Here is a 22,593-nt window from a genome sequence, read left to right on the forward strand (position 1 = left end):
TGGCGCGCGCCAGGGGCCCGGTTCCGCCCGTGAACGGGGGTCAGTCGCTGTTCGGTCGCCCGTTCAGTCACCGTTCAGCCGCCGTAGCGGCGGTGCCGGGCGGCGTAGTCGCGCAGGGCGCGCAGGAAGTCGACCTTGCGGAAGGCGGGCCAGAAGACCTCGCAGAAGTAGTACTCCGAATGGGCGGTCTGCCAGAGCATGAAGCCGGACAGGCGCTGCTCGCCGCTCGTACGGATCACCAGGTCGGGATCGGGCTGGGCGCTGGTGTAGAGGTGCTTGCCGATCATGTCGATGTCGACGGACTCGGCGAGGTCCTCCATCGAGACGCCCTTGTCCCGGGCTTCGAGGAGCATGGAGCGCACGGCGTCGGCGATCTCCTGGCGACCGCCGTAGCCGATGGCGACGTTGACGACTATCCCGTCGACGTGTGCCGTGGACTCCTCGGCCTCCTTGAGGGCCGTCTGCATCGGCTCGGGCAGCAGGTCGCGCGCGCCCACGTGGTGCACGCGCCAGCGGCCGTCGGCGGCGAGGGAGCGTACGACGTCCTCGATGATGCCGAGGAGCGGGACCAGTTCCTCGGCGGGCCGGTCGAAGTTGTCCGTCGACAGCAGCCACAGCGTGACCACCTCGACGTCGGTCTCGGCGCACCAGCCGAGGAACTCCTCGATCTTGTGGGCCCCGGCCCGATGGCCCTGCGCGGCGGTCGAGCCCGCCGCCTTTGCCCAGCGTCGGTTGCCGTCCATGATGACGCCGATGTGCTTGGGCACCTGAGCGTGGTCCAGGTGGCCTTCCACCCGGCGTGCGTACAGCCTGACCAGCAGGCCACGCAGCTTGTCGCGCAGGTTCACGTGATTGTCAGCCCCTCCGTGCAGATCAGATCAGGTGCGGGCGTGCGCGATCCCCGTCAGATGTGGCGGTCCCCGTCGGATGGCGGTCCCCGAAGTGAAGACTACCCCCGGAGCTAAAAGGGCTCCTGCCAAGGGGGTTGGGGCCGGGGCCGGTGCCGGGGGTGGGATCGGCGCGAAGGAAGGGCGCGGAGAGGGCGCAGAGGAGGGTGCTGGAGGGGGCGCGGAAGCGGGCGCGGAGGGGGCGCGGAGGGGGAAAGAAAAACGGGCCGGTCCGTGGGGGGGAGACGGACCGGCCCGAGGGGGGGTTTCCACCATAACCCTTCGTGAGTGATGCTGCGTGCATCGGCGTGCCACAACTACTCTCCGAAGTCGCCCGGCGACGTGCCGGTGGGCGCGGAGGCGCTCGTTCAGCGTGCCTTCCTGGCCGAATCACGGCGGATTTCGTGGTGAACCGGCCGAAACCCGAGGTATTCCGAGGAATTCCGAGACGTTCGAGCCGGTGTCCGCCGACGGATGAGGCGCTCGTCACCTTCGGGCCGCGTCCTCCGGGTGGGTGACCCCCGACACGTACACGCGCTTGACGCCCGCGTGGCGTTGCTCACGCCGGTCAGCGCTTGCGGGCCTCGATGAGGAAGCGGGTGCTGTGGGCGACGAAGGGGCCCTCGGTCGCGATCCGCTCGTGCAGGGAGCGGAGCTGCGGCTCGTACCGCTCCACGGTGAAGTCGGGGACCATCCAGATCACCTTGCGCAGGAAGTGGACGACGGCACCGATGTCGTGGAACTCCATGCGCAGCCGTGCCTCCCGGAGGTCGACCACCTCCAGGCCCGCCGCCTGCGCGTCCGCCCGCGCGCGCTCCGGGGCGCGGCCGGTGCGGACCTCTTCCGGCTGCGGTCCGAGGAAGTACTCGACGACCTCGAAGGCGCTGGCCGGGCCGACCTGCTGGGAGAAGTAGGTGCCGCCGGGGCGCAGCACGCGGGCGATCTCGTGCCAGTACGTGCGGACCGGGTGCCGGCTGGTGACGAGGTCGAAGGAGGCGTCCGCGAAGGGCAGCGGCGCGTCCTCGGGCGAGGCCACGACCGCGGCGCCGCGCGGGTGCAGCAGAGCGGTCGCCTTGGTGACGTTCGGCGGCCAGCCCTCGGTGGCGACGGTGAGCGGCGGCAGCGCCGGGGCGGCGGCGAGGACCTCCCCGCCCCCGGTCTGGATGTCGAGCGCGGCGAACGCGTGCGCGAGCCGCTCCGCCATCGAGCGCGCGTACCCCCACGGGGGCCGCTCCTCCGTGGCACGGCCTTCGAACCAGGTGAAGTCCCAGCCGTCGACGGGTGCGTCGACGGCTTCGCGGACGAGGTCCTCGTACGTGCGGTGTGCGTGGCCGGTGGTCATGCCGCGATCCTCGCAGGGGGCGGGAGAGCGCGCGACAGGATTTCGTCCGCCCGGACACTCTCCCAGCGGGTGCCCGTCACCGCCGACAGCCCTTCAACACCCCCTGCCCGTACGGGAGTCCGGCTACGGCACCAGGGGGCGTACCTCCTGGGCGACGAAGCGGATGAACGCCTCGTGGTCCGGTTCGTCCGCGGTGGGCTGGAGGATCACGGTGTCGGCGCCCGCGTCGGCGAGCTGCCGGACCGCTCGGGCGACCGTCTCCGCGTCCCCGGCCACGCCGTGCTCCGCCCCCGTACCGTCCCCGTCCGCCTCGATCTCGGCGCGCAGCCGGGCCTCGGCGTCGGGGCCGGTGGCGGCGCGGAGGTAGATGACGACGTGGTGGGGGTCGGTGCGGCCGGCCGTCTCGCGTCCCTCGTCGATGAGCCCGCGGGCGCGTCGTACCTGCTCCGGTGCGTTGGACGCGGTCAGGATCGTGCCGTCCGCGGCCTCGCCGGACAGGCGCAGGGAGCGCGGTCCGGTGACCCCGGCGAGGATGGGGAACGCCTCGGCGGGCGGCCAGTCCAGCGCGACGCCGTCCAGCTTCACGTACCGCCCGTCGACGGTGACGCGCTCCCCGGCGAGCAGGGCCCGCAGGGCGTGGAGGTACTCGCGCAGCAGGGTCACGGGGGACTCGGCGCGGGCGCCGACCTGTCCCATCCAGCTCTGGACGCCGTGTCCGACGGCGAGGGTGGCGCGGCCCGGGAACATCCGCGCGAGGGTGGCCGCCTCCATCGCGGTGAGCGCGACGTTCCGCAGCGGTACGGGGAGCAGTCCGACGCCGACGCGCAGCCGTTCCGTCCAGGCGAGCGCGGCTGACGCGGCCGAGATGCCGCCCTCCAGGAAGCAGTCCTCCCACAGCCACAGCTCGTCGAGGCCCGAGTCCTCCGCGAGCCGCGCGATCGCGCGCAGCCGCTCGGGGGGCAGTTGGGGGCGGAACACAGCACCGAGTCCAGTCATGTTGATCTTCCTACCGGCCGGACTCGGTTCGAACAAGCCGTTTACCAGGTGACCGTGGCCGCACGCTCGTAGTGCAGGAGCACGACGCCGTTGCCGAACCGGCGGGCGTGCATCAGATGCAGGGACGTGAGGGTGTGGGCCTCGGCCTCGTGGAAGAGCCGTTTGCCCCGGCCGACGAGGACGGGGTGGACGTAGATCCGGAACTCGTCGATGAGGTCGTTCCGCAGGAACTCGGCGGCGAGGTCCGCGCCGCCGAGCACGAGGTCGCCGCCCTCCTGGGCCTTGAGCGCCAGGATGTCCTCGACGTCGACGTCCCGGACGATGGTGCTGTGCCAGTCGGCGTGCTGGAGGGTCCGGGAGAAGACGACCTTGGGCATGTTCCGCCAGATCCGGGCGTATTCGACGACGGGGGCGGACGCGGCCGGGTCGCGGTCGGCGGTGGGCCAGTAGTCGGCCATGAGCTGATAGGTGACGCGTCCTTGGAGGAAGGCGCCCATCTCCTTCAGGACGTCGTTGAAGTGCTGGTGCAGTTCGTCGTCGACCAGGTGCCAGTCGATCTCGCGGTCCGGACCCTCGATGTATCCGTCGAGAGACATGGACATCATCAGGATGATCTTTCGCATCGCACACCTCGCCGACCTCGGTCCCGGGCTCGGGGCCCACCGTACTCAGGCGGGGCGGCACGGGACCTGGTTGCCACGCGCTTCACGGTGGACGAAGGCGGAGGTGACCCAGCGGTCGCTGGTCCCGGCGCCGCTCGGTACGGCTGCTACGCGGCGCGGTTGCCGAAGGCGACCGTGTTGCCTCCCTCGGCCACCACATGCAGATCCACCGTGACGTCCAGCGCCCCCGCCAGCCTGACGAGGAGATCGGCGGTGACGGGCAGCATACCCCCCAACTCCACCGCCTCCACCTCGTCGACCGTCAATCCGAGACGCTCACCCAGGACAGACTGCGACAGTCCCAGAGCCGTTCGCCGGTCGTACACGAGTTGCCCGAGAGCATGCGCCAGACGAATCTGCTCGCGCTCGGCGACGACTTCCGGAGGCTCCACGTGGCTCTGGGTCTGTCGCTCCCGCGCCAGCTTCCAGCGGGTGTGGATCACAGTTCCTCCCGGAAGTCGCGAGTGAACTCGTCGTGCGCGGGACCGTGATCGGCCTCGCACAGCGCCTTCGCCTGTTTGGCGCGCTTGACTTCTGCTTCCTCCCGCATCCGCGTCTTTCGGAAGACCGTGAGCAAGACGATGCGCCGGTCGGACGCCAACCAGTACGTCACCCGTAGGGCATCTCCGTCAAGGATGAAGCGCAGCTCACGCACGCCTTCCCCCAGATTACGTGAGTGCGGCTCACCGAGCGTGGTTGGCGACGCAGCCAGAAGCTCTGCCTTCTCCTCGGCCTGCCTGTACTGCCGAGCCGGGAGCGTTTCGAGCCAGAGCCTCACTTCTGGCTCCAGTTCGATCACGAAGGGGAAGTTCACGGACGGAAACCTAGAGTCCGTCACGGGCCGACGTGCAGGATTCCCGTTGCACTTCACCCAGCCGTGGTATCCGAGAATCCGTACGCCCGTGCCCCTAGCGCGACAAGTCGGTCTGGCCATGGCCCACTTGACTGGCCGAGCCGATCTGAGGGGACCCGGTCAGGCCGCCAGCGCGCCGAGGAGCAGGCCTGTCGTGGCTCCGCAGATCATGAACGGGCCGAAGGGGATCGCGCTCTTGCGGTCCGCTCGGCGCAGGACGAGGAGGCCCAGGCCGTAGACGGCGCCGAGCAGGAAGCCCGCGAAGGCGCCGAGGAACAGGATCTCCCAGCCGTACCAGCCGAGCGCGACCCCGAGCGGGACGGCCAGTTTGACGTCGCCGAAGCCGAGGCCGTTGGGGTTGATCAGGAACAGCACGAGGTAGGCGCAGCCCAGGGTGAGTCCGCCCAGCAGGGCGACGGGCCAGGAGCCGGTGTGGCCGGGGAGCAGGGCCACGACGCCGAGGAGGACGGGGGTGACCAGGGCCAGGGGGAGCGTGAGGTGGTCGGGGAGGCGGTGTACGCGTATGTCCACGGTCGCGAGCAGGACCAGCAGCGGTGCCAGCAGCAGCCAGACGGCCAGTTCCGGTCGTACGCCCGCCGCCCGGGCGAGCACCGCGCAGCCGAGGGCGGTGACGGCCGGGGCGGTCCAGGTGGGGCGCGGTGCCGGTGCGCAGGCGGCGCAGGCGGCGGGGCCGAGCCAGCCGCGCGGGCCCGGTCCGAAGGCGTGGCCCGAGGCGCAGGCCCGGCGCCAGGGTTCCTCCGGCTCGACGGAGAGCCGGTAGGCGGCACGCGGGAGCAGCAGCCCGGTGGCGGCTCCCCACAGGGCGGCGGTGATCAGCAGGGCGTACACCTGGGAGACCTTAGGGGGCGTAGCCGCGATGGTCATGGGCCCGTGGGCCCAACGCGCGCTGCCTGGCGGGCCCAGAATCCGGCCCGGCCCGCACACCCTAGAGTGCGGGCCATGACGACACGGCAGAAGTGGCGGAACGGTACGGGGACCCTCACCGCGCCCGAGGCGCCGGACGTCCCGTTGGAGATCGCCGCGAGCTACACCAGGCGTGCCCGCGGGCTGCTCGGCCGGGACGGTGTCACGGGGGCGCTGCTCATCACTCCGTGCGCGAGTGTGCACACCTTCCGGATGCGGTTCACCATCGATGTGGCCTATCTCGACCGGGACTTGACCGTGCTGGCGGTACGGACCATGAAGCCCGGCCGTCTCGGTCTGCCCCGGCTGCGCGCCCGCTCGGTACTGGAGGCGGAGGCGGGGGCGATGGAGCGGTGGGGAGTGCGTCCGGGGGTGCGGCTGTCGGCACGGTTCTGACGTCCGGAGCCACTACCTGACGCCCCGTCAGGTTGCGTCTCGGTCGGGCCCGCCTTCCACCTCCTCGATCTCCCGGTCGCTCACGACGGCCATCAGGACGAGGGGGGCGTCGTCGTCGCAGTGGCCGACGGAGATGCCCACCCAGCGGTCCGCGCCCTGCGGTCCGGCCGGGACGGGACCCCACACGGTCAGGTCGCCGTAGTTGTCCGCGTCGCACAGGGCCTGGTGCAGGGGCGGCACGGGCTCGCCCGCCTCGGCGCGGAACATCGCGCCGTGCATCGCCACCTTGCGGGGTGTCCCCCAGCGGCGCGTCAGGTCCGCCGCGACGTCCAGGGCCTTCAGGTCGGCGCCCTCCACCTCGGCGTTCCACTCTTCGCCGGGGACACCGGCGAGGTACCCGCTCTCCCAGAGGGGGGCCAGCACGAAGCCCTCGCCGACGTCCTTGACCCACTCCTCGGTGACCGGGTCCTCCTCGCTCTGTGTGGGCCCCGCTTCCGGCAGGGGCGTCGCGAGGAGTGCCTCGATGTCGGCCACGGCCCGGTCGCGGTCGAAGGCGTCGCCGTACTGGTGTGTCACAGCATGCTCCGGTCCATCGGGGTGGGCAGCGGCTCGAGGGCACCGGCCTCGCGCAGCCGTACGTACGTCTCGACCACCGTGTCGGTGTCGGTGGACGGTGCGGCGATGTCGAACAGGACACCCCCGTCCGGCAGTTCCTTACGGGCGGCGGTCAGGTCGTCCGGGACGAGGGCCGCGCGCGCCGGGGACAGATAGCCGCACCAGCCGACGGACGGCTCACCGATGATGAAGTCCGCCTCGTCCTCCAGCGCGTCGAGGACGTCGTCGTCGGTCACGTCACCGAAGTCGGGGGCCCACTCCTCCGCGACGAGCGCGAGCAGTTCGGCGGCCGGGAGCTGGGCACCCTCCGGCACGCTGATCCCGAGGATCACGCTCTGGAGCACGAACTCGGACGCTCCTCCCGCGCTGCCTCGGACCTCGACCTCCCAGCCCGCCTCGTTCTCGATCGACAGCGAGAGGCCGTAGCCCGTGCGGTCGGACCAGCCGTCGGCCGCCTGCTCCGCACGCAACGCCGTCAGGAGCGACGCCTCGTCGGCGGACAGGACCGTGGCCGCCCCCACCTCGTGGGCCTGCTGCCAGGTCCACGGCCCGGCCGTGCCGGGACCGGCCGCCGGGAGCAGACCGGCCAGCCGGTCCAGGGTCTGCTTCCAACGGACCGCCAGCGCCTCGGCCGACTCCGCCCGGGGGCCCCAGAATCCCCGTACCACTCGCCTCATGCTGTGCCTCCGCAGCCTCTCGTTCTCCGGTCCGGCCTCTGGTCCTCGGGTCCGGCCTCGCCGTTTCGATCACGCTAGTCGAACTGGGAGGGGTTCCTCGGGCCGCCGGTCGGCTTCTGCTTGGTATGGACGACCTTGATCTTCAGGTTCTCCTCACGGAACGCCCTGCGCGCGGCCTTGGCCACGTCCGGGTCGGAGAAGTGCCATTCGATCGGTCGTCCACCGGCCGCGTCCACCTGGCGCTTGGCTTCCTTGACGAACGTCTCCTTGCCGGACTTGGTGAGGTTCCCGTCCTTCCCCAGGAAGGTCTTGTAGCCGTTCTTGGCCTCCAGGAAGGTCTGCCTGCCGGAGTCCCAGCCGTCGAACTCCACGTCCGGCACCCCCTCCTTGGAGTGCGGGACGACGTACTCCTTGCCCCGCTTCACCCCGGTGACCTGCTCCTGGTAGCGCAGCCAGGACTCGTTCTTCCAGTTGGGCGGTGGGTTGCGGTCGCGACTGGCCCAGAACCCGTCGAACTTGTCGGCGTCGCCGAGCTTCGGGTCCTTGAGGTTCTTGGCCCAGTCCGGGTCGAGGTAGTTGCGCGGGTCGGAGGTGTCGTTGCGCTTGGGGTCGTCCCACTTCTTCATCTTCTTCGCGGCGTCCTTCGCCCGCTGCGGCTCCTCCGCCCGCTTCTTGGCGAGGTACGCCTCGCGCTCCTGCTTGCGGGCCTCCTTCGCCTTGGCCTCGGCCTCCTTGTCGCAGCCGTCGTCGGCGAGGATCACCCGGGACGGACCACCGGCCGCGAGGACGACCGTGCCGGAGCCGGTACCGCCGATGAGGCCCGGAGTGGTGGGGGTACGCCTCGAGGGGCCGAGCGCGATGACGCAGCCGGTCCTGCGTGCCTGATCCTCCGCCGCGTCCGCCGCCTCGTCGGCCTCCTTCGCCGCCTTGCGGGCCTCCCCGACATCGCCGACCTCGGCCGCCTTACGGGCGCGCTTCGCGGCGTCACCGGCCTTGTCGGCGGCCTCCGCGATCTTCTCGGCGACCTTGCCCAGCTTGCCGAGTTTGCCGACCTTCCCGACGACCTTCGCGACGTCGTAGCCGGGGATGAAGAGGGACCCGACGTTCCAGACGACGTCCGTGACTGCGCGGGTCTTCTGCCCGTTGTTCCAGCGCTCACGGACCTCGTCGCCGACGAACATGTCGTCCAGGACCTTCACGCCGGTGTTGAGCGACGCTCCGCCCCAGTCCCCGATCGCGCCGAGGTAGTCGCCCTTGTCCCACTTGCTGCCGGCGTCCTTGGAGTCCTCCACCCACTGGGAGCCGAGCTGCTCGCCGTAGTCGGCCATGCCGGACCAGGTGTCGGGGTCGAAGAGCGCGCCGATGCCCTCCAGGTCGCCCCAGACGCCGTCGACGCCGAGGCCCTTGCCGACCTGGCTGATCTTGTCCCAGGAGCAGCCCCAGAAGCCGTCGCAGTCGTTCTTGTCGCCGCCGCCGTCTCCGCCGTTGTCGCCGTCTCCGCCGTCGTCCGGCTTGTCGGCGTCGGACACGGGGACGTCGTACGCGGCCTCGGGTTCGGGGTTGGTCTCGGGGTAGCTGTCGCGGTCCTTGGTGCCGTCGGGGCCGTCGGGGCCGTCGCCCGGGTCCTGGGGGTCCTGGGTGGTGCCGCCGGAGCCGGACGAACTTCCGTCGCCACCAGTGTCGTTGGTGTCGCCCGAGTCGGTGCCGCCGGTGTCCCCGGTGCCGCCTTGGCCACCCGATCCGTGCGCCTTCGCGTCGGGCCGTTCACCGGCCTCGGTCCGCGTACCGTCACCGCTGTCACCGCAGTCGCCGTCGCTGACGACCCGGCACACCTGCTGGCTCATCTTCGCGGCGATGTCCGTACTGACACCGGTCGCGACGAGGCCGATGATGATCGCCGCGACCAGGATGATCAGCCCGACGTACTCGAGGTTCGCCTGGCCCCGGTCCCGACGCCACGTGATCACGTGCGGCAGCGAGAACGGCGGCTTGTCCTCCCGGTCCCGCTCGGCGAGCCGGAACCACGCGCGGCTCTCCTTCCGGGTCAGGAACCACAGCACCAGGAGTGGCAGGAAGAGCTGGGTGAACCCGCGTGCCGAACCGTCACCGATGTTGCCCAGCGCGCCGATCGCCAGCCACACCTGCGTGGCGATCAGCCCCAGCCACAGGCCGGTTCCGCCGCTCCAGGCCCGCCGCGAGAGCAGCCATGCCGCCACGCCCGGCGCGGCACCGTACAGGGCGATACCGAGCAGCCGGGCGCCCATCGCGTCGGCCGCGAGCGCCGAGCCGAACAGGCCGAGGCCGCCCAACACGGTTGCGGCGAACAGGACATGGATCAGCACCCGGGCCATACGCAGTGGGCTCGGCAGTGGTCGTCTCCCTCGATCGGGAGTCACCCCGATGCCGCCGTACCCGTACACACCACCGTACGAAGCCACTCCGCCTCCCCCAAGGCCGGTCGCACACGCGCAAGTTGATCTCCGGCCAGGCTAGTGGAACCCCACGCGTCACGTCGTGGGGTTCCACCGTGGCATCACCCCTTGTACGGGTGGACCTCGCATCCGCCTTGACTTCGCGGCCGTTTCGGCCGCGCTAGCGCCTGTCGAACCGGGAGGGGTTCCTCGGGCCGCCGGTCTCCTTCCTCTTGGTGTGGACGACCTTGATCGGCATGTTCTCCTCACGGAACGCCTTACGCGCGGCCTTGGCCACGTTCGGGTCGGAGAAGTGCCACTCGACCGCGAGTCCGCCGGACGCCTCCATCTGCCGCCGGGCCTCCGCGATGAACTTCTTCTTTCCGGAGCTGGTGAGCGATCCGTCCTTCTTCAGGAAGCTCTTGTAGCCGCTCTTGGCCTCCAGGAACGTCCGCCGACCGGAGTCCCAGCCGTCGAACTCCACGTCCGGCACCCCCTCCTTGGGGTGCGGCACGATGTACTCCTTGCCCCGCTTCACCCCGGAGATCTGCTCCTGGTAGCGCAGCCAGGTCTCGTGCTTCCAGCCGGGCTTGGGGTTGCGGTAGCGGCTGCCCCAGTAGCCGTCGAACCCGTCGATGTCGCCGAGCTTCGGGTCCTTCAGGTCCTTGGCCCAGTCCGGGTCCTGGTAGTTGCGCGGGTCGCGGGTGTTGTTGCGCTTGGGGGCAGGCCACTTCTTCCGCTTCAGTTCGGCTTCCTTCGCCCGCTGCGGCTCCTCCGCCCGCTTCTTGGCGAGGTACGCGTCACGCTCCTGCTTGCGGGCCTCCTTCGCCTTGGCCTTGGCCTCCGCGTCGCAGCCGTCGGAAGCGAGGATCACCCGGGACGGGCCACCGGCCGCGAGGACGACTGTGCCGGAGCCGGAGCCGGAGCCGCCGAGTCCGCCGGCGAGACCGGGGGACGTGGGGATTCCCGTCGGGGACCCGAGCGCGATGACGCAGCCGGTCTTACGCGCCTGCAGCTCTGCCGCGTCGGCCGCCTCGTCGGCCTCCTTCGCCGCTCTGCGGGCCTCCTCGACATCGCCCGCCTTGGCGGCCCTGCGGGCGCGCTTCGCGGCGTCACCGGCCTTCTTGGCGGCGTTCGCGACCTTCTCGGCAATCCTGCCCGCCTTGCCGAGTTTGCTGAACTTCTGGGCGAGTTTCGCGAGGCCGTACCCGGGGATGGCGAGGGACCCGACGTTATAGATGACGTCGGCGACGGCCCGGGTCTTCTGCCCGTTGTTCCAGCGCTCGCGGACCTCGTCGCCGACGAACGCGTCGTCCAGGACCTTCACGACGGTCTTCTGCGTCGCTCTGCTCCACCCCTTGGTCGAGTCCCAGTAGTTGCCCTCGGACCAGTCGGCGCGGGCTTCCGTGGCGTCCTTCCACCACTTCTTGCCGAGCTGCTTGCCGTAGTTGCCGATGTCGACCCAGGTGTCGGGGTCGAAGAGCTGGACGCTGCCCTTGATGTCACCCCAGACTCCGTCGAGGCCGATGCCCTTGCCGACCTGGCCGGCCTGGTCCAAGCCGCACTTGAGAAGGCCGAAGCCGCTGCAGTCCCTGCCCTTCTTCTTGGACTGGGCGATCGCCTCCGGGCTGCAATCGGTGATGCCGAAGATCGCGCAGGCCTTCTGCTGCGCCTCCTCGTCCTCGGCCTTGTCCCCGCCGTCGGCTCCGCCCCCGGAGTCCCCGGAGTCGTCGTAATCGGCGGCCGGTTGGGTGTCGTACTCGGCCTCGGGCTCGCGACTGGTCTCGGGATCAGTGGCCTTGGGGTCACCGGGTTCGTGGTCCGGTGCCCGTGTCGTGCCGTCGGAGTCGCCCTGTCCGTCCGAGTCGTGGGCCTTCGTGTCGGGCCGCTTACCGGCTTCGGTCCGCGTACCGTCGCCGCTGTCGCCGCCGTCGCCGCAGTCGCCGTCACCGACGACCCGGCACACCTGCCGGCCCATCTTGGCGGCGATGTCCGTACTGACACCGGTGGCGACCAGGCCGACGATGATCGCCGCGACCAGAACGATCAACCCGACGTATTCAAGGCTCGATTGGCCTCGGTCGCGCCGCCACGTGATCATGTACGGCAGCGAGAACGGCGGCTTGTCCTCCCGATCCACCTCAGGCAGCCGGAACCACGCGCGGCTCTCCTTCCGGGTCAGGAACCAGAGCACGAGCACCGGCAGGAAGAGCTGGGTGAATCCGCGCGCCGAACCGTTACCGATGTTGGCGAGGGAGCCGAGAACGAACCATCCCTGTACGGCGAGCAATCCGAGCCACAGTCTGGGGCCGCCTGTCCAGGCCCGCCGCGAGAGTAACCACGCCACCACACCCGGCGCGGCCCCGTACAGCGCGATACCGAGCAGCCGGGCGCCCATCACGTCCGCCGCGAGCGCCGAACCCAACAGGCCGAGGCCGCCCAACGCGGTTGCGGCGAACAGGACATGAATCAGCACCCGGGCCACACGCAGTGGGCTCGGCAGTGGTTGTCTCCCTCGATCGGGAGTCACCCCGGTGTCGCCGTAACCGGATGCACCACTGAATGAGGACAACTCCGCCTCCCCCAAGGACGGTTGCAGGAAAGGAGGGCAGAAGGGGCGGCGTAGCCGCCCCTTCTCCGGTCGCCTCCTCCATGTCACCGACCATGCGGCCTGACGTTACGTCAGGGTCAAACGTGAGCCCCGGGGTCCACGTCCTCGCGGCAGCGGGGACAGCGGCAGGGCGGCCACCACAGGGTGTCCGGTACGGCGGCCTGGGCGGTGCCTTCGTGGACGCGGACCTGGTCCGGGCCGACGCGCTGTCCGTCCCGGTCGACGCGGTACGTGCGCAACTCGATGCGGGAGGCGCCCGGTTCGGGTGGCGTTCCGGCCCTCATGACTCGCCCTCCCCGGCCGGGAAGTACGGGGTGCACGCCTGGCAGGCGTAGAGGGTGAAGCCGGGGCCCGAGTTCTGGTGGACCGTGGCCACCGCGACGGGGTTGTCGGCGGTCGCCTCGCAGTGCACGCATACGGGGACGTGATCGCCGTGCGGCTGTGCGGGTCGGTTGGGCGGTGCCTCCCTCATGCCGCCACCCTTCGGTGGGTGCCGGTACCGGGTACGAAGACGTCCAGGACCCAGCAGGCCATGGCGTGGATAATGCTCACTGTCGTCAACCTCCGAGTGGTTGATGGCCATGCCCCCGGACGGCGCCTACCGTCGCGGGGGTCTTCTGTTGCCCCTGACTGTACTCAACTTTCTACGTCTTCCTACCCCTTACTCTGCTTACCCTTCCTTCCACTTCTGCTCACGTGATATCTCGCTCTATGTTGACCTGAGCTGACCCTTTACGCTCCCTTGCATGATCGAGATTGACCGGGAGAGCATCATCCCGATGTACGTGCAACTGGCATCCGTCTTGCGTGAGCGGATCCGACGCGGCGAGATCCCGGTTGGCCGACGCATCCCGTCTCAGTACGAACTGGAGCAGGAGTTGGGCGGATCGGTCAGCCGCCGAACCATCCAGTCCGCTATCGACCTGCTCCGGGAAGAGGGAATCCTTCAAGGAGTCCAGGGCAAGGGCGTGTTCGTCATCGCCATGCCCACCGACGCGTCCGACGGCTGAAGGTCCGCATACGACGACCGGGGCCCGCCCCTCGCCTGTGATGGCGTGGGACGGGCCCCGGTGGGTTCCCGTGTCGTACGGACCGCGTCAGTTACCGCTCGCGTTGCCGCGCGGGAAGGAGATCTCCACGCGTCGGTTCTTCTTGCGGCCTTCCTCGGTCGAGTTCTCGGCAACCGGGAACTGCTCGGCGTAGCCCCGGATCTCGAACTGGATCGACGGGTCGTTCAACTCCCTGTCGAGCACCTTCTGTACTGCGTTGGCCCGGTCCTTGGACAGCACCATGCCGTGAGCGTGGCTTCCGAGGTTGTCGGTGAACCCGAAGACGCGGACCGTCTTCGAGCCCTGCTTCTTGATCTCGGCGGCGACATCCGCGATACGCGAGTTCGCTGCGCCGTTGAGCTTCGCGCTGTCCTTGTCGAAGAGGACTTCGGACTGGAGCGCGAACTTCACGTCGGCGTTGGTGTCCTCGCGACGTTCCTCACCGCCGAGGTCTTCGACCACGGACTTGATGTCCAGCACCTTCGGCGGGGCGAGTTGAGCTCCGGAAGGGAGCTTGAGGCCGGGGGCACTCGGGTCCACCTTGACCGGCGGCTCGGCCGAGGCCGACGGGTAGGGGTTGTCGTCCGCGAGGGCGTGCGGGGCGACCGAGAGACCGAGGGCGATTGCTCCCGCGAGTACGGCTGCCGCCGAACGCGCGTGTGCCCGCCGGGTACGGGATGCGGTGGCAGCGCTCATCAGGAGATCTCAATCGGGGCGTTGGGGAAGCCGGGGAACTGGAGGTCGACCTTGGTGGTGGACTCCGGAGGGGCCGGGAACTGGGCGAAGAACGGCAGCGTTTCACCAGCGCGGATGCTGGACGCGTACTTAGTCGTGGTCAGGGGACGATTGTCCGTGTCGCGCAGAACGTAGTAGCGCTTCTTCTCCTTGGAGTCCACCAACGTCATACCGGCCAGAGACGCCCCGGTTGCCTTGACATCGGATTCGGTGCCACTCCACTGAACCGGCGTAGTGAAGAACTTGTCACCTGTGTTCTTGAACTCGCCGCTCACCGTCACGAAGCCGCCCTCGTCACGGGTCACCGAGTACAGCACCATTTCGATGCCCGGGGCGCTGCCCTTGAGAGTGGCGATGGCTTTGCTGGTGTCCGGCAGGGTCTTGCCGCCGTCGCTCTTGCCATTGTCCCCGGCAGGCTTCTCGGACGCGGCGTTAGTCGGCTTCTTGCTGCCGTCATCGCTGTTGCAAGCAGTCACCGAGACAGCCAGTGCGGCGGCCAGGACGGCCGCCGCCCCAGCCCGGCGCAGCTTCCCTACGTGCCGAATCATCATGAGTCGCTAGTCCTTCGTGTTCGCTCGCGGTCAGTGCTCGGCCAGCCGGACGCGGAAGAGGTCCGACAGGTCTGGCAGAAGGTCCTTGTGGGCGGGATCGATGATCCAGTCCTTGCCGTCGCACTGGATCGTGCCCGGGGACGGCTTCTCGTCTCCCTTGCCGGGCTCCTCGCCTTGATCTCCCGGCTGCTGCGCCTCTTCGTCGGGCTTGAAGCTACAGAGAGGTTCGACGATGGCGGTGGCGCGGGCCTTCGCGCGCTTGTTCTCCGTACCGGGCAGTGCGCTCTTGCCCACCGTCTTCTGGGTCTCCAGCTCGACGGTGAAGCCCCAACGGCCGTCCTGGAGCTTGTCGCAGTGGAATGTGTCAGGGTCAGTCCGCGCACCGTTCCGCGCGGCGAAGCGAAGAGCTTCGTCGCAACCGGACATCGTCCCCGGCGGATCGCCCTTGAGGAAGTCCTCCAGGTAGCCACCGTCGAAGGCATGCTCCAGGAATCCGGTCTTGAGCCCGTCCCTGGACTCCATGGCCGCAGCCAGGGCCGCGGAGTCGGCCGCCGTCTGCGCCTCGTTGCGCCGGATGTCGGCCTTGCCGAACACGAAGTAGAGCAACGCAAGGAAGAGCAGACCGACCACCACTGTGATGTACAGCGGTGCGGCCTGCCCTTCCTCGCTGCGAGTCAATCGACTCATCAGCTGTCCAGGACCTCGTTGATCTTGTCCTTGAACTTGTTGGCGATGGTCTCGCCCATGTCCGTGTTCAGCAGCGCAACGATGATCGCCACGACCAGGATCGTGATGCCGACGTACTCGATCGCGCCCTGACCCTGGTCCCGGCGCGCCTTCATCTTCTCGACGCGGGTGTTCGCCCAGGTGCCGATGTAGACCTTGGTGTTGGTGGCGGCCTTGAGAGCGGCGTCCTTCATCATGGTGTTCCCCTCCAGGTTCGGCCGACCGCACGCCGGCCGACTCTGTTACGTACGAAGTCTGTGTGCCGTTCGCGTTACCGGCTTCCTCCTGGCCGGTCTCGCTGGCGACACCAGAAACGTACGTCGGGGAACGCCTCTCCCACATGGGTCCCAGGGCCCAACGGCGGGCCCAACCTCGGAGTTGGGCCTCGGCACGGGCGCGATGGGGCCGCGGGCCCCAAGGGCCCAGGCCCCGGCGAGACATGTGGTCAACCACGGCCCTGGCCCCCTCGCGCCGCCCGGTTCCAGAGGGCGATGGCCTCGCCGCGGCTCTGGGCGTTCAGCTTGGCGAAGATGCGGTTGATGTGGTTCTTCACGGTCTTCTGGCTGATGAAGCAGGTGGCGGCGATCTGCTGGTTGGTCATGCCTGACGCAATCAGCTCCATCACCTCCACCTCTCGTTGACTCAGCTCTCCGAGCAGTGCTTCGGCCCCAGCGGACGCAGGGGAACCCGGAGACGAATGTGCCACATCTGCTTGCCCACGCGACGGCATGGCAGCAAATTGACGCGCATTCAACTCCCTTGCCGGATACGTCATCGGGTGCGTCGGGGTGTGAGCCGGAGCCTGAACCACAGGTTGCGGCGGCGCGGGAACTGCCTGATATCCGGGCCCGTTGAAGGCCGTCCCCAACCCTTCGGGCAGCGGGCTGCCCCCGCCGGGAGGCGCCCCTCGCAGACTGTCGAGCAGCGCACTGGAGGCCGTAGGCGTCAGATGGGCCCGGCCCGTCTTGATGTCCCGTACTGCCGCGACGAGTTGGTCGGCGGTGAACTCGCCGTGCACCAGATAGCCGCCCGCCCCGAGGCGCAGCGCCTCGCGGACGATCTCGGCCTCTCTGCTGTACGTCATCATCAACACGGGTGCGATCCGCACGAGATGCGGCAGGGCGGAGATGCCGTCCACGCCGGGCATACGCACATCCAACAGGACGACGTCCGGGCGGTACTGGGCTGCCAGTTCGTACGCCTGACGGCCGTCGGCGGCCTCGGCCACGACCTCCAGGTCCTGGCGGCCGGAGAGCAGCGCGGTCAGTCCGGCTCGTACGACCGGGTTGTCGTCGGCGACGACCACCCGCAGCGGTGGGGCGGGCGGTGCCTCGGCGAACGGCGGGAACGCCGGGATGTCCTGGGCCGGTGTGCCGGGGTATCCGGCAGGTGCCGCCACGGGTGGGGGAAGCGGCCCCGGTTCGGGGAACGTGTCGTCCGACATGTGCGGCCTCCTCTCAGATGGTTCACGTGGGTGGGAGCGTTGTGTTGTCCTGGTCCGCGCGGCGGAACGGGGCCGGGATGCCGGGGAGCGGTCCGCCCGGCGGCGATGGTGGGTCCGACGGCACGATCGGAGTCTGCGTGCCCAGCGCGGCGAGGGGCAGGTCCACCCGGACCTCCGTCCCCCGAGCCGCCCTGCCGCGCCCGATACGGATACGCGCGCCGATGCCCGCGGCCCGCTCGACCATCCCGACCAGGCCGAAGTGACCTGCCTTCCTGAGATCGTCCAGGGTGGTACCCGCGGGCAGGCCGTCACCGTCGTCGTAGACGCTGACACGCAGCAGATCCCCGACGACCCCGGCGGTGACGTCCACATGGGTCGGCTTGGCATGGCGGTGGGCGTTCTCCATCGCCTCCGAGGCGACGAAGAGCAACTGGCGTGCTGCGGCGTGTGGCACCGGAGGCGGCGGGGTGTCGCTCAGGGGGCGGTAGGTGGCCCGCACACCCTTGCGGCGTTCGAAGTCGGCGGTGCGCGCGGCGAGTTCGGCGGTGATGTCCAGGCCGCCCTCCAGGCCGGACTCCCGGCGCAGGTCGGACAGGAGTTCACGGGACTCGGCGGCGGCACGGCGGGCCGAGCGGGCGACCAGTTCGGCCTGCTTCTTGACGGTGTCGGGGTCCAGCCTGTCGGCGGAGTGGGCCAGGCCGTCGGCGGCGAGCGCGACGCCGTGCAGGGTCTTGGCGACCGAGTCGTGCATCTCCCTTGCCAGTCGGGCCCGTTCACTCTCGACGGCCTCGTGGACGGCGAGGCGGGCGCGGGTCTCGGTCAGGGCGTGGGTGGCCGCGCCGAAGCCGAGGAGCAGGCCGCGCAGGCTGCTGCCGACCGCGCCCGCCATCACACACAGCCCTACGACGAGCAGCGCCAACGGGTCCTGGTGCACCCGGCTGTCGACCGCGTACGCGAGACCGACGAGCAGTGACTGGAGCGGCGCGAACACGGCGGCGCCCCGCCAGCCGTACACCAGCCCCGCCAACAGCGGGGTACAGATGGTGACATACGCGAGCGTGGACGTGGGCGAGGCGCTGAACAGCAGCAGTGCGCCGAACAGCATGTCGGCGCCGAGCACCGACGGGTGGCGCAGCAGTACGGGCCCGAACCGCTCCCAGTCGCGCAGCAGCGCGTACGACACCATGATCGTGACGAGGACGGCGGAGCCGATGAGCCAGCCGGACAGCTCGCCGTGCGCGTGGCGCAGCGCGAAGGGTGTGGCCAGCGCGGTCATCGCCAGGCGGAGGCCGTACAACTGGCGGCACAGCGCCGAGAGGGCGTTGACCTGGATGGGCAGCGCCGGGGCCGCCCCAGGGGTCACGTCCCCGTCCGGGCCGCCGATCAACGAATGGAAGGTGCGCCCCCGTGGCATCGTCCATTCACCTCCTCGCTGTCGTCCCTGTCCGCCGTCCTGCCGTGACCCTCATGTCAGCCTCCGAGCAGGTCGTTGAAGTTGACACCGGACGCGTAGTAGAAGCCGACGCCGATCAGGATCATCGTGCCCGGCAGCATGAAGCTGGTGACGATCAGCGTGGACTTGGGAACGGCCTTGGCCGCTCTGCGGCGCGCGTTCTGCGCGTCGGTGCGGCGCATGTCGTTGGCGATCTGTATGAGCGTGTCCACGATGGGCGCGCCGAGTTCCTCGCCCTGCTGGAGAGCCGAGACGAACATCGAGACCTGCTCGGAGTCGTTGCGCTTGCGTAGCTGGTCGAACGCCTCGCGGCGGCTGACGCCCATGTCCATCTGGCGCAGGGTGATGCGGAGTTCGTCTGCCCAGGGACCCTCGTACTTCTCGGCGACGCGTTCGAGGGCCTGGCGGAAGCCGAGGCCCGCGGACACGACGACGGCGAGGACGTCCAGGAAGTCCGGAAGGGTCCGGTCGATGTCGTCCTTACGACGGCTCACGGCGGACCTGATGGTGACGTCGGTCCAGAAGATGCCGTAGACGAAGAACAGGATCGCCAGCATGAGCTGGCCGTTCATCAGCATCGCGAGGCTGGTGAGGGTGCCGAGGCCGCCGTACACGGCGAGGCGGGCCGCATAACGGTCCACGGTCATGCCGTAGGGGTTACCGGCCATGTTGAGCTTGCGGCGCACCTTGTCGACGCGCTTGGGGCCCATGAGGCGCAGCACGCGTGGGGCGTACTTCATGCCGAGCCGGTCGATGGCGGAGCCCGCGGCGGTGGTGCGGGTGGAGCCGACCTCCAGGGCGACGGCGAGGTCGGCGGGCAGCTTGGCCTCGCCCCGGTAGAGGCGTATGCCTTGGAAGACGCCGTAGACGGCGAGACCGACGATGGCGGCGAGCAGCAGATCCATGGGTGTTCTCCTCCTTTCGTGGGGCGCGAGCGGCGTCAGATGCGGACTTTGGTGAGCCGGTTGATGAGGAGGAAGCCGAGGCCGTAGAGGCCGGAGGCGATGACGACGGCGACCTTGCCCGCGAAGGCGTTCGTCATGTCGTCGAGCGCCCCGTCACGCATGCTGTTGAGGATCAGCAGGAAGCCGAAGCCCAGCAGGGGGACGGCGACGGCCGTCACCTTCACCTGGGACAGCACCGTGCTGACCTCGCGGCGGGTCTCCTTGCGCTCCTCCAGGGTCTCGGTGAGGTTCCGCAGCGAGGACACGATCGTTCCGCCGGCCCGGTTGGACAGGACCAACGTGGAGATGAGCACCTTCAGTTCGCGAGAGGGCAGACGCTCACCGAGTTCGGCCAGCGCGTCCTCCAGCGAGTGTCCGACGGCGAGTTGGTCGGCGACCTTGCGGAACTCCTCGCTCGCCGGGTCGTCCAGCTCGTCGGCGGCCATGGCGATGGCCGTGCGCAGTGCGAGACCGGCCTGGGTGGCGTTGGCGAGGACGCGGGTCAGCTCGGGAAGCTGGTTGATGAACGCCTCGGTGCGCCTGGCGATCTGGTAGTTGAGGAAGAAGTTGCCGCCCCACAGGCCGAGCAGCGCGGCGAGCAGGCCGAAGAACGAGGCGAAGAGGGAGCCGATGATGAAGTAGAGGGCGAGGACGCCCGCGACGACGTACACGGCGTATTCGCCCGGGGTGATGTCCAGGCCGGTGGTGCCCAGCTTGCGCTCGATGCGCTTGCCGAGCTTGGTGCGGCGCAGCCGCCGGTCCAGTCCCCGGAACGGGCGCCGCCGGCCGACGGCGGGCATCTCGCCGGTCTGCGCCATCCGCTCGTACAGCACGTGCTGCTGTGCCTTGCCGGTGGAGTACGTGTGCACTCCGATGACGGCGACGACACAGGCGAGCAGTGTGACGCCGGTGGCCAGAAGAGGGAGGTTGTCCATGGCGGGCGGGCCTTCTCGGGAAGCGTTGGGCGGGGAGCGGGCGGTGGGGGCGCGCAGGAGGGAGTCGTGGGTCAGCCGGCGGACTTCCGGGCGGCCAACTGGTCTTCCGACTGGGCGACACCGAAGGCCTGGGGGATCGCTTCGCCCCGCATGTAGAGCCGTTCGGCGACCCTGCGAGGCAGGGGGTAGTACTCGAAGTGGCCGTGCACCAGCCCGTCGGACGACAGCGGCTGGGCCACGTACCGGCACACCGAGACGATCTTGTACTCCTCGCGGCCGTGCGAGTCCACGACGGCGATCTCGGTGATCCGGCGGGAGCCGTCGGCGTGCCGGGTGAGCTGCACGATGATGTCGACGGCGCTGTTGATCTGGTCCTTGATCGCTATGAACGGGATCTCGACCTCCGACATCGACGCCAGCGTCTGGAGACGCATCAGCGCGTCCTCGGCGGAGTTGGCGTGGACGGTGGCGAGGGAGCCGTCGTGACCGGTGGACATGGCCTGGAGCATGTCGAGGGTCTCACCGCCACGGACCTCACCGACGATGATGCGGTCGGGGCGCATACGCAGGGAGTTGCGGACCAGGTCGCGAATGGTGATCTGGCCCTTGCCCTCGACGTTGGCGGGGCGGCTCTCCAGGGTGATCACGTGGGACTGCTGGAGCCTGAGTTCGGCGGAGTCCTCGATGGTGACGATGCGCTCGCCGTCGGGGACGAGCCCGGACAGCGCGTTGAGCAGCGTGGTCTTACCGGTGCCGGTGGCGCCGGAGACGATGACGTTGAACTTGGCGCGCACCAGGCCCGCGAGGAGCACGACCATCTGCTCGTCCAGGGAGCCGAGGCCGATCATCTCCTGGAGGGTGAAGGCCCTCGGGAAACGCCGGATGGTGAGGATGGGGCCGGTCAGGGAGAGCGGCGGGATGATGACGTTGACACGCTCACCGGAGGGCAGCCGCGCGTCGACCATCGGATTCGCCTCGTCCACACGGCGGTTGACGGTGGACACGATGCGCTCGATGGTCTGCATCAACTGCTCGACGGAGGCGAACCGCATCGGCAGCAGTTCGAGTCGGCCGCCGCGCTCCACGAAGACCTGGTCGGGTCCGTTGACCATGATCTCGCTGACGGACGCGTCCTCCAGGAGCGGTTCGAGGATGCCGAGGCCCAGGGCCTCGTCCACGACTCGGCGGATCAGATGGGAGCGTTCGGCCGTGGAGAGGACGGGGCCTTCGCGGCTGATGATGTGGCCGAGGACCCGCTCCAGACGGATGCGGCGCTCCGAAGCCTGGAGCGCGGACATCTCCGCGAGGTCGATCTCCTCGAGGAGCTTGGCACGGTAGACGGAGACGAGACGGCTCTCTTCCGTCAGCCCTTTCGCGGGCTGCTCGGAACCGTTGAGGCGCGCCCGCAGACTCATGTCGTCATCTCCCTGTACGGCTGGTGTGATGGTGCGGTGGTGCGATTCCGGGTGGCGGACGCCGGACGTCCTGTCAGTGGTCGTCGACCGGCATCGTGGCGCTGCGTGAGGCCTTCACGCCGTTCAGCAGGCCGGGGATCAGCGAGGGGACCGGGACCTTGGCGGTGACCGTGACCTCGCCGTATCCGCGCTTGCTCTCGAAGGTGGTGCCCTCGACCAGCGAGTCGCTCATCGCGTCCCTGCCCGCCTGCTGGTAACTGCGGTCCGGGTGGTCGTACGAGGCCATGCGCGCGGCGGCGCGGGAGGCCGTACCGGCCTGCTGGACGGCGAAGGCGGCGAGGCCGAGCTGGACGACGAGGAGACCGATCACGATCAGCAGCGGTACGACGCCTACGTACTCGAGGACGGTCTGGCCCCGGTCGCCCGTCTTCTTCCGACCGGCACGGGTATCGCGGGGCTCTGTGGTGACAGTGCGGATCGTGGGCATGGTCAGCTCTCCTTCGCGGCGGCGGACTTGCTCGATATCCACATCGGGAAGTTCACACCGCCCGGGAACAGCACCGGCACCTTGACCCTGACGCTGGCCTTGACCATGTCGCCGTCGGCGTAGCAGTGGATGCGCGAGGTCCAGCCGTCCGGCAGATCCTCCCGCCCGGCCCGCTTGCACGCCTGGTCGCGGCTCTCGCGCCAGGTGTCGACGGTGGCTCCGGCCCGTACCGCCTTGTCGGCGGCGTTGCCCGCCAGGACGAGCCCGTAGCCGGTCAGCACGGCCTGCCAGAGCAGGACGATCGTGGCCAGGATGATGGGGGCCATGGTGGTGAACTCGATCGTCATCTGGCCCTGGTCGCCGCCGCGTTCACCCCGCAGCCCCCGGCCGGTGTCAGCCGCGGGTGCGCCGTTCGTACGGCAACGACGGCCCCCCACCCGGAGTCCCATGATGCACATCGCCCCCTGTCCGTGTCCCTGC

At 69.5% G+C, this 22,593-nt stretch carries 26 protein-coding genes; 2 read left to right on the forward strand and 24 right to left on the reverse strand.

The window, feature by feature from the left end:
• Nucleotides 1-74 precede the first annotated feature (74 nt).
• The 7 genes from NGF19_RS27285 to NGF19_RS27315 all read right to left on the reverse strand — a co-directional run bounded on the left by NGF19_RS27285 (nucleotide 75) and on the right by NGF19_RS27315 (nucleotide 5,625).
• Nucleotides 75-848, reverse strand: a complete 774-nt coding sequence (locus NGF19_RS27285) for an isoprenyl transferase (RefSeq protein WP_252428229.1) — start codon at nucleotides 846-848, stop codon at nucleotides 75-77.
• 607 nt (nucleotides 849-1,455) lie between these two features.
• Nucleotides 1,456-2,229, reverse strand: coding sequence for a class I SAM-dependent methyltransferase (locus NGF19_RS27290; RefSeq protein ID WP_252428230.1), 774 nt, complete (start codon nucleotides 2,227-2,229; stop codon nucleotides 1,456-1,458).
• A gap of 123 nt (nucleotides 2,230-2,352) precedes the next feature.
• The gene (locus NGF19_RS27295) at nucleotides 2,353-3,225 is read right to left on the reverse strand and encodes an LLM class flavin-dependent oxidoreductase (RefSeq protein ID WP_252428231.1); all 873 of its coding nucleotides are present in this window, start codon (nucleotides 3,223-3,225) and stop codon (nucleotides 2,353-2,355) included.
• A 41-nt stretch (nucleotides 3,226-3,266) separates the two neighbouring features.
• On the reverse strand, nucleotides 3,267-3,848 hold the full coding sequence (locus NGF19_RS27300) for a dihydrofolate reductase family protein (RefSeq protein WP_252428232.1): 582 nt from the start codon (nucleotides 3,846-3,848) through the stop codon (nucleotides 3,267-3,269).
• A 146-nt stretch (nucleotides 3,849-3,994) separates the two neighbouring features.
• On the reverse strand, nucleotides 3,995-4,330 hold the full coding sequence (locus tag NGF19_RS27305; RefSeq protein WP_252428233.1) for a helix-turn-helix domain-containing protein: 336 nt from the start codon (nucleotides 4,328-4,330) through the stop codon (nucleotides 3,995-3,997).
• Nucleotides 4,327-4,701 carry a type II toxin-antitoxin system RelE/ParE family toxin gene (locus NGF19_RS27310; protein WP_252428234.1) on the reverse strand — a complete coding sequence of 125 codons (375 nt, stop codon included), beginning with the start codon at nucleotides 4,699-4,701 and terminating at the stop codon, nucleotides 4,327-4,329. The genes NGF19_RS27305 and NGF19_RS27310 overlap by 4 nt, the downstream gene beginning before the upstream one ends.
• Before the next feature lie 159 nt (nucleotides 4,702-4,860).
• Nucleotides 4,861-5,625 (reverse strand): prepilin peptidase, encoded by a 765-nt coding sequence (locus tag NGF19_RS27315; protein WP_252428235.1) that lies wholly within the window; start codon nucleotides 5,623-5,625, stop codon nucleotides 4,861-4,863.
• A 75-nt stretch (nucleotides 5,626-5,700) separates the two neighbouring features.
• Here NGF19_RS27315 and NGF19_RS27320 point away from each other — a divergent pair, with 75 nt between their 5' ends.
• Nucleotides 5,701-6,060: a DUF192 domain-containing protein gene (locus NGF19_RS27320; protein WP_252428236.1), complete on the forward strand. Its 360-nt coding sequence runs from the start codon at nucleotides 5,701-5,703 to the stop codon at nucleotides 6,058-6,060.
• A 27-nt stretch (nucleotides 6,061-6,087) separates the two neighbouring features.
• Here the strand turns inward: NGF19_RS27320 and NGF19_RS27325 are convergent, their stop codons facing one another.
• The 6 genes from NGF19_RS27325 to NGF19_RS27350 form a co-directional block, all read right to left on the reverse strand.
• A complete protein-coding gene (locus NGF19_RS27325) occupies nucleotides 6,088-6,636 on the reverse strand; it encodes a hypothetical protein (RefSeq protein WP_252428237.1) in 549 nt (182 codons plus the stop codon).
• Complete coding sequence (locus tag NGF19_RS27330; protein WP_252428238.1) at nucleotides 6,633-7,352, reverse strand: hypothetical protein; 720 nt, start codon at nucleotides 7,350-7,352, stop codon at nucleotides 6,633-6,635. The genes NGF19_RS27325 and NGF19_RS27330 overlap by 4 nt, the downstream gene beginning before the upstream one ends.
• Nucleotides 7,353-7,426: 74 nt before the next feature.
• On the reverse strand, nucleotides 7,427-9,790 hold the full coding sequence (locus NGF19_RS27335; RefSeq protein ID WP_372505921.1) for a Tox-REase-5 domain-containing protein: 2,364 nt from the start codon (nucleotides 9,788-9,790) through the stop codon (nucleotides 7,427-7,429).
• A gap of 154 nt (nucleotides 9,791-9,944) precedes the next feature.
• Nucleotides 9,945-12,239: a Tox-REase-5 domain-containing protein gene (locus NGF19_RS27340; RefSeq protein WP_252428239.1), complete on the reverse strand. Its 2,295-nt coding sequence runs from the start codon at nucleotides 12,237-12,239 to the stop codon at nucleotides 9,945-9,947.
• Nucleotides 12,240-12,451: 212 nt separating this feature from the next.
• Nucleotides 12,452-12,658: a hypothetical protein gene (locus tag NGF19_RS27345; protein ID WP_252428240.1), complete on the reverse strand. Its 207-nt coding sequence runs from the start codon at nucleotides 12,656-12,658 to the stop codon at nucleotides 12,452-12,454.
• A complete protein-coding gene (locus NGF19_RS27350) occupies nucleotides 12,655-12,846 on the reverse strand; it encodes a hypothetical protein (protein ID WP_252428241.1) in 192 nt (63 codons plus the stop codon). Before NGF19_RS27350 ends, NGF19_RS27345 begins: the two co-directional genes overlap by 4 nt.
• Nucleotides 12,847-13,120: 274 nt before the next feature.
• Here NGF19_RS27350 and NGF19_RS27355 point away from each other — a divergent pair, with 274 nt between their 5' ends.
• Complete coding sequence (locus NGF19_RS27355; RefSeq protein ID WP_252428242.1) at nucleotides 13,121-13,384, forward strand: GntR family transcriptional regulator; 264 nt, start codon at nucleotides 13,121-13,123, stop codon at nucleotides 13,382-13,384.
• 87 nt (nucleotides 13,385-13,471) lie between these two features.
• On the opposite strand, the gene NGF19_RS27360 is transcribed toward NGF19_RS27355, so the two are convergent.
• The 11 genes from NGF19_RS27360 to NGF19_RS27410 all read right to left on the reverse strand — a co-directional run bounded on the left by NGF19_RS27360 (nucleotide 13,472) and on the right by NGF19_RS27410 (nucleotide 22,562).
• Complete coding sequence (locus NGF19_RS27360) at nucleotides 13,472-14,119, reverse strand: OmpA family protein (protein WP_252428243.1); 648 nt, start codon at nucleotides 14,117-14,119, stop codon at nucleotides 13,472-13,474.
• Nucleotides 14,119-14,709, reverse strand: coding sequence for a hypothetical protein (locus tag NGF19_RS27365; protein ID WP_252428244.1), 591 nt, complete (start codon nucleotides 14,707-14,709; stop codon nucleotides 14,119-14,121). The genes NGF19_RS27360 and NGF19_RS27365 overlap by 1 nt, the downstream gene beginning before the upstream one ends.
• 30 nt (nucleotides 14,710-14,739) lie before the next feature.
• Nucleotides 14,740-15,396: a pilus assembly protein TadG-related protein gene (locus NGF19_RS27370; RefSeq protein WP_252428245.1), complete on the reverse strand. Its 657-nt coding sequence runs from the start codon at nucleotides 15,394-15,396 to the stop codon at nucleotides 14,740-14,742.
• The gene (locus NGF19_RS27375; RefSeq protein ID WP_372505923.1) at nucleotides 15,396-15,632 is read right to left on the reverse strand and encodes a hypothetical protein; all 237 of its coding nucleotides are present in this window, start codon (nucleotides 15,630-15,632) and stop codon (nucleotides 15,396-15,398) included. The genes NGF19_RS27370 and NGF19_RS27375 overlap by 1 nt, the downstream gene beginning before the upstream one ends.
• Before the next feature lie 248 nt (nucleotides 15,633-15,880).
• Nucleotides 15,881-16,879 (reverse strand): response regulator transcription factor, encoded by a 999-nt coding sequence (locus NGF19_RS27380; RefSeq protein WP_252428246.1) that lies wholly within the window; start codon nucleotides 16,877-16,879, stop codon nucleotides 15,881-15,883.
• Between the two features lie 22 nt (nucleotides 16,880-16,901).
• On the reverse strand, nucleotides 16,902-18,293 hold the full coding sequence (locus NGF19_RS27385) for a sensor histidine kinase (RefSeq protein WP_252428247.1): 1,392 nt from the start codon (nucleotides 18,291-18,293) through the stop codon (nucleotides 16,902-16,904).
• 56 nt (nucleotides 18,294-18,349) lie between these two features.
• Nucleotides 18,350-19,237 (reverse strand): DUF5936 domain-containing protein, encoded by an 888-nt coding sequence (locus tag NGF19_RS27390; protein ID WP_252428248.1) that lies wholly within the window; start codon nucleotides 19,235-19,237, stop codon nucleotides 18,350-18,352.
• Nucleotides 19,238-19,272: 35 nt separating this feature from the next.
• Nucleotides 19,273-20,211 carry a type II secretion system F family protein gene (locus tag NGF19_RS27395; RefSeq protein WP_252428249.1) on the reverse strand — a complete coding sequence of 313 codons (939 nt, stop codon included), beginning with the start codon at nucleotides 20,209-20,211 and terminating at the stop codon, nucleotides 19,273-19,275.
• Nucleotides 20,212-20,282: 71 nt separating this feature from the next.
• On the reverse strand, nucleotides 20,283-21,626 hold the full coding sequence (locus NGF19_RS27400; RefSeq protein WP_252428250.1) for a TadA family conjugal transfer-associated ATPase: 1,344 nt from the start codon (nucleotides 21,624-21,626) through the stop codon (nucleotides 20,283-20,285).
• Nucleotides 21,627-21,699: 73 nt separating this feature from the next.
• On the reverse strand, nucleotides 21,700-22,113 hold the full coding sequence (locus NGF19_RS27405; protein ID WP_252428251.1) for a TadE/TadG family type IV pilus assembly protein: 414 nt from the start codon (nucleotides 22,111-22,113) through the stop codon (nucleotides 21,700-21,702).
• A 2-nt stretch (nucleotides 22,114-22,115) separates the two neighbouring features.
• The gene (locus NGF19_RS27410; protein ID WP_252428252.1) at nucleotides 22,116-22,562 is read right to left on the reverse strand and encodes a pilus assembly protein; all 447 of its coding nucleotides are present in this window, start codon (nucleotides 22,560-22,562) and stop codon (nucleotides 22,116-22,118) included.
• Nucleotides 22,563-22,593: the final 31 nt, after the last annotated feature.

Origin of the sequence: Streptomyces macrolidinus (genome assembly GCF_023887685.1) — a bacterium.
GTDB classification, from domain to species: Bacteria; Actinomycetota; Actinomycetes; order Streptomycetales; family Streptomycetaceae; genus Streptomyces; species Streptomyces macrolidinus.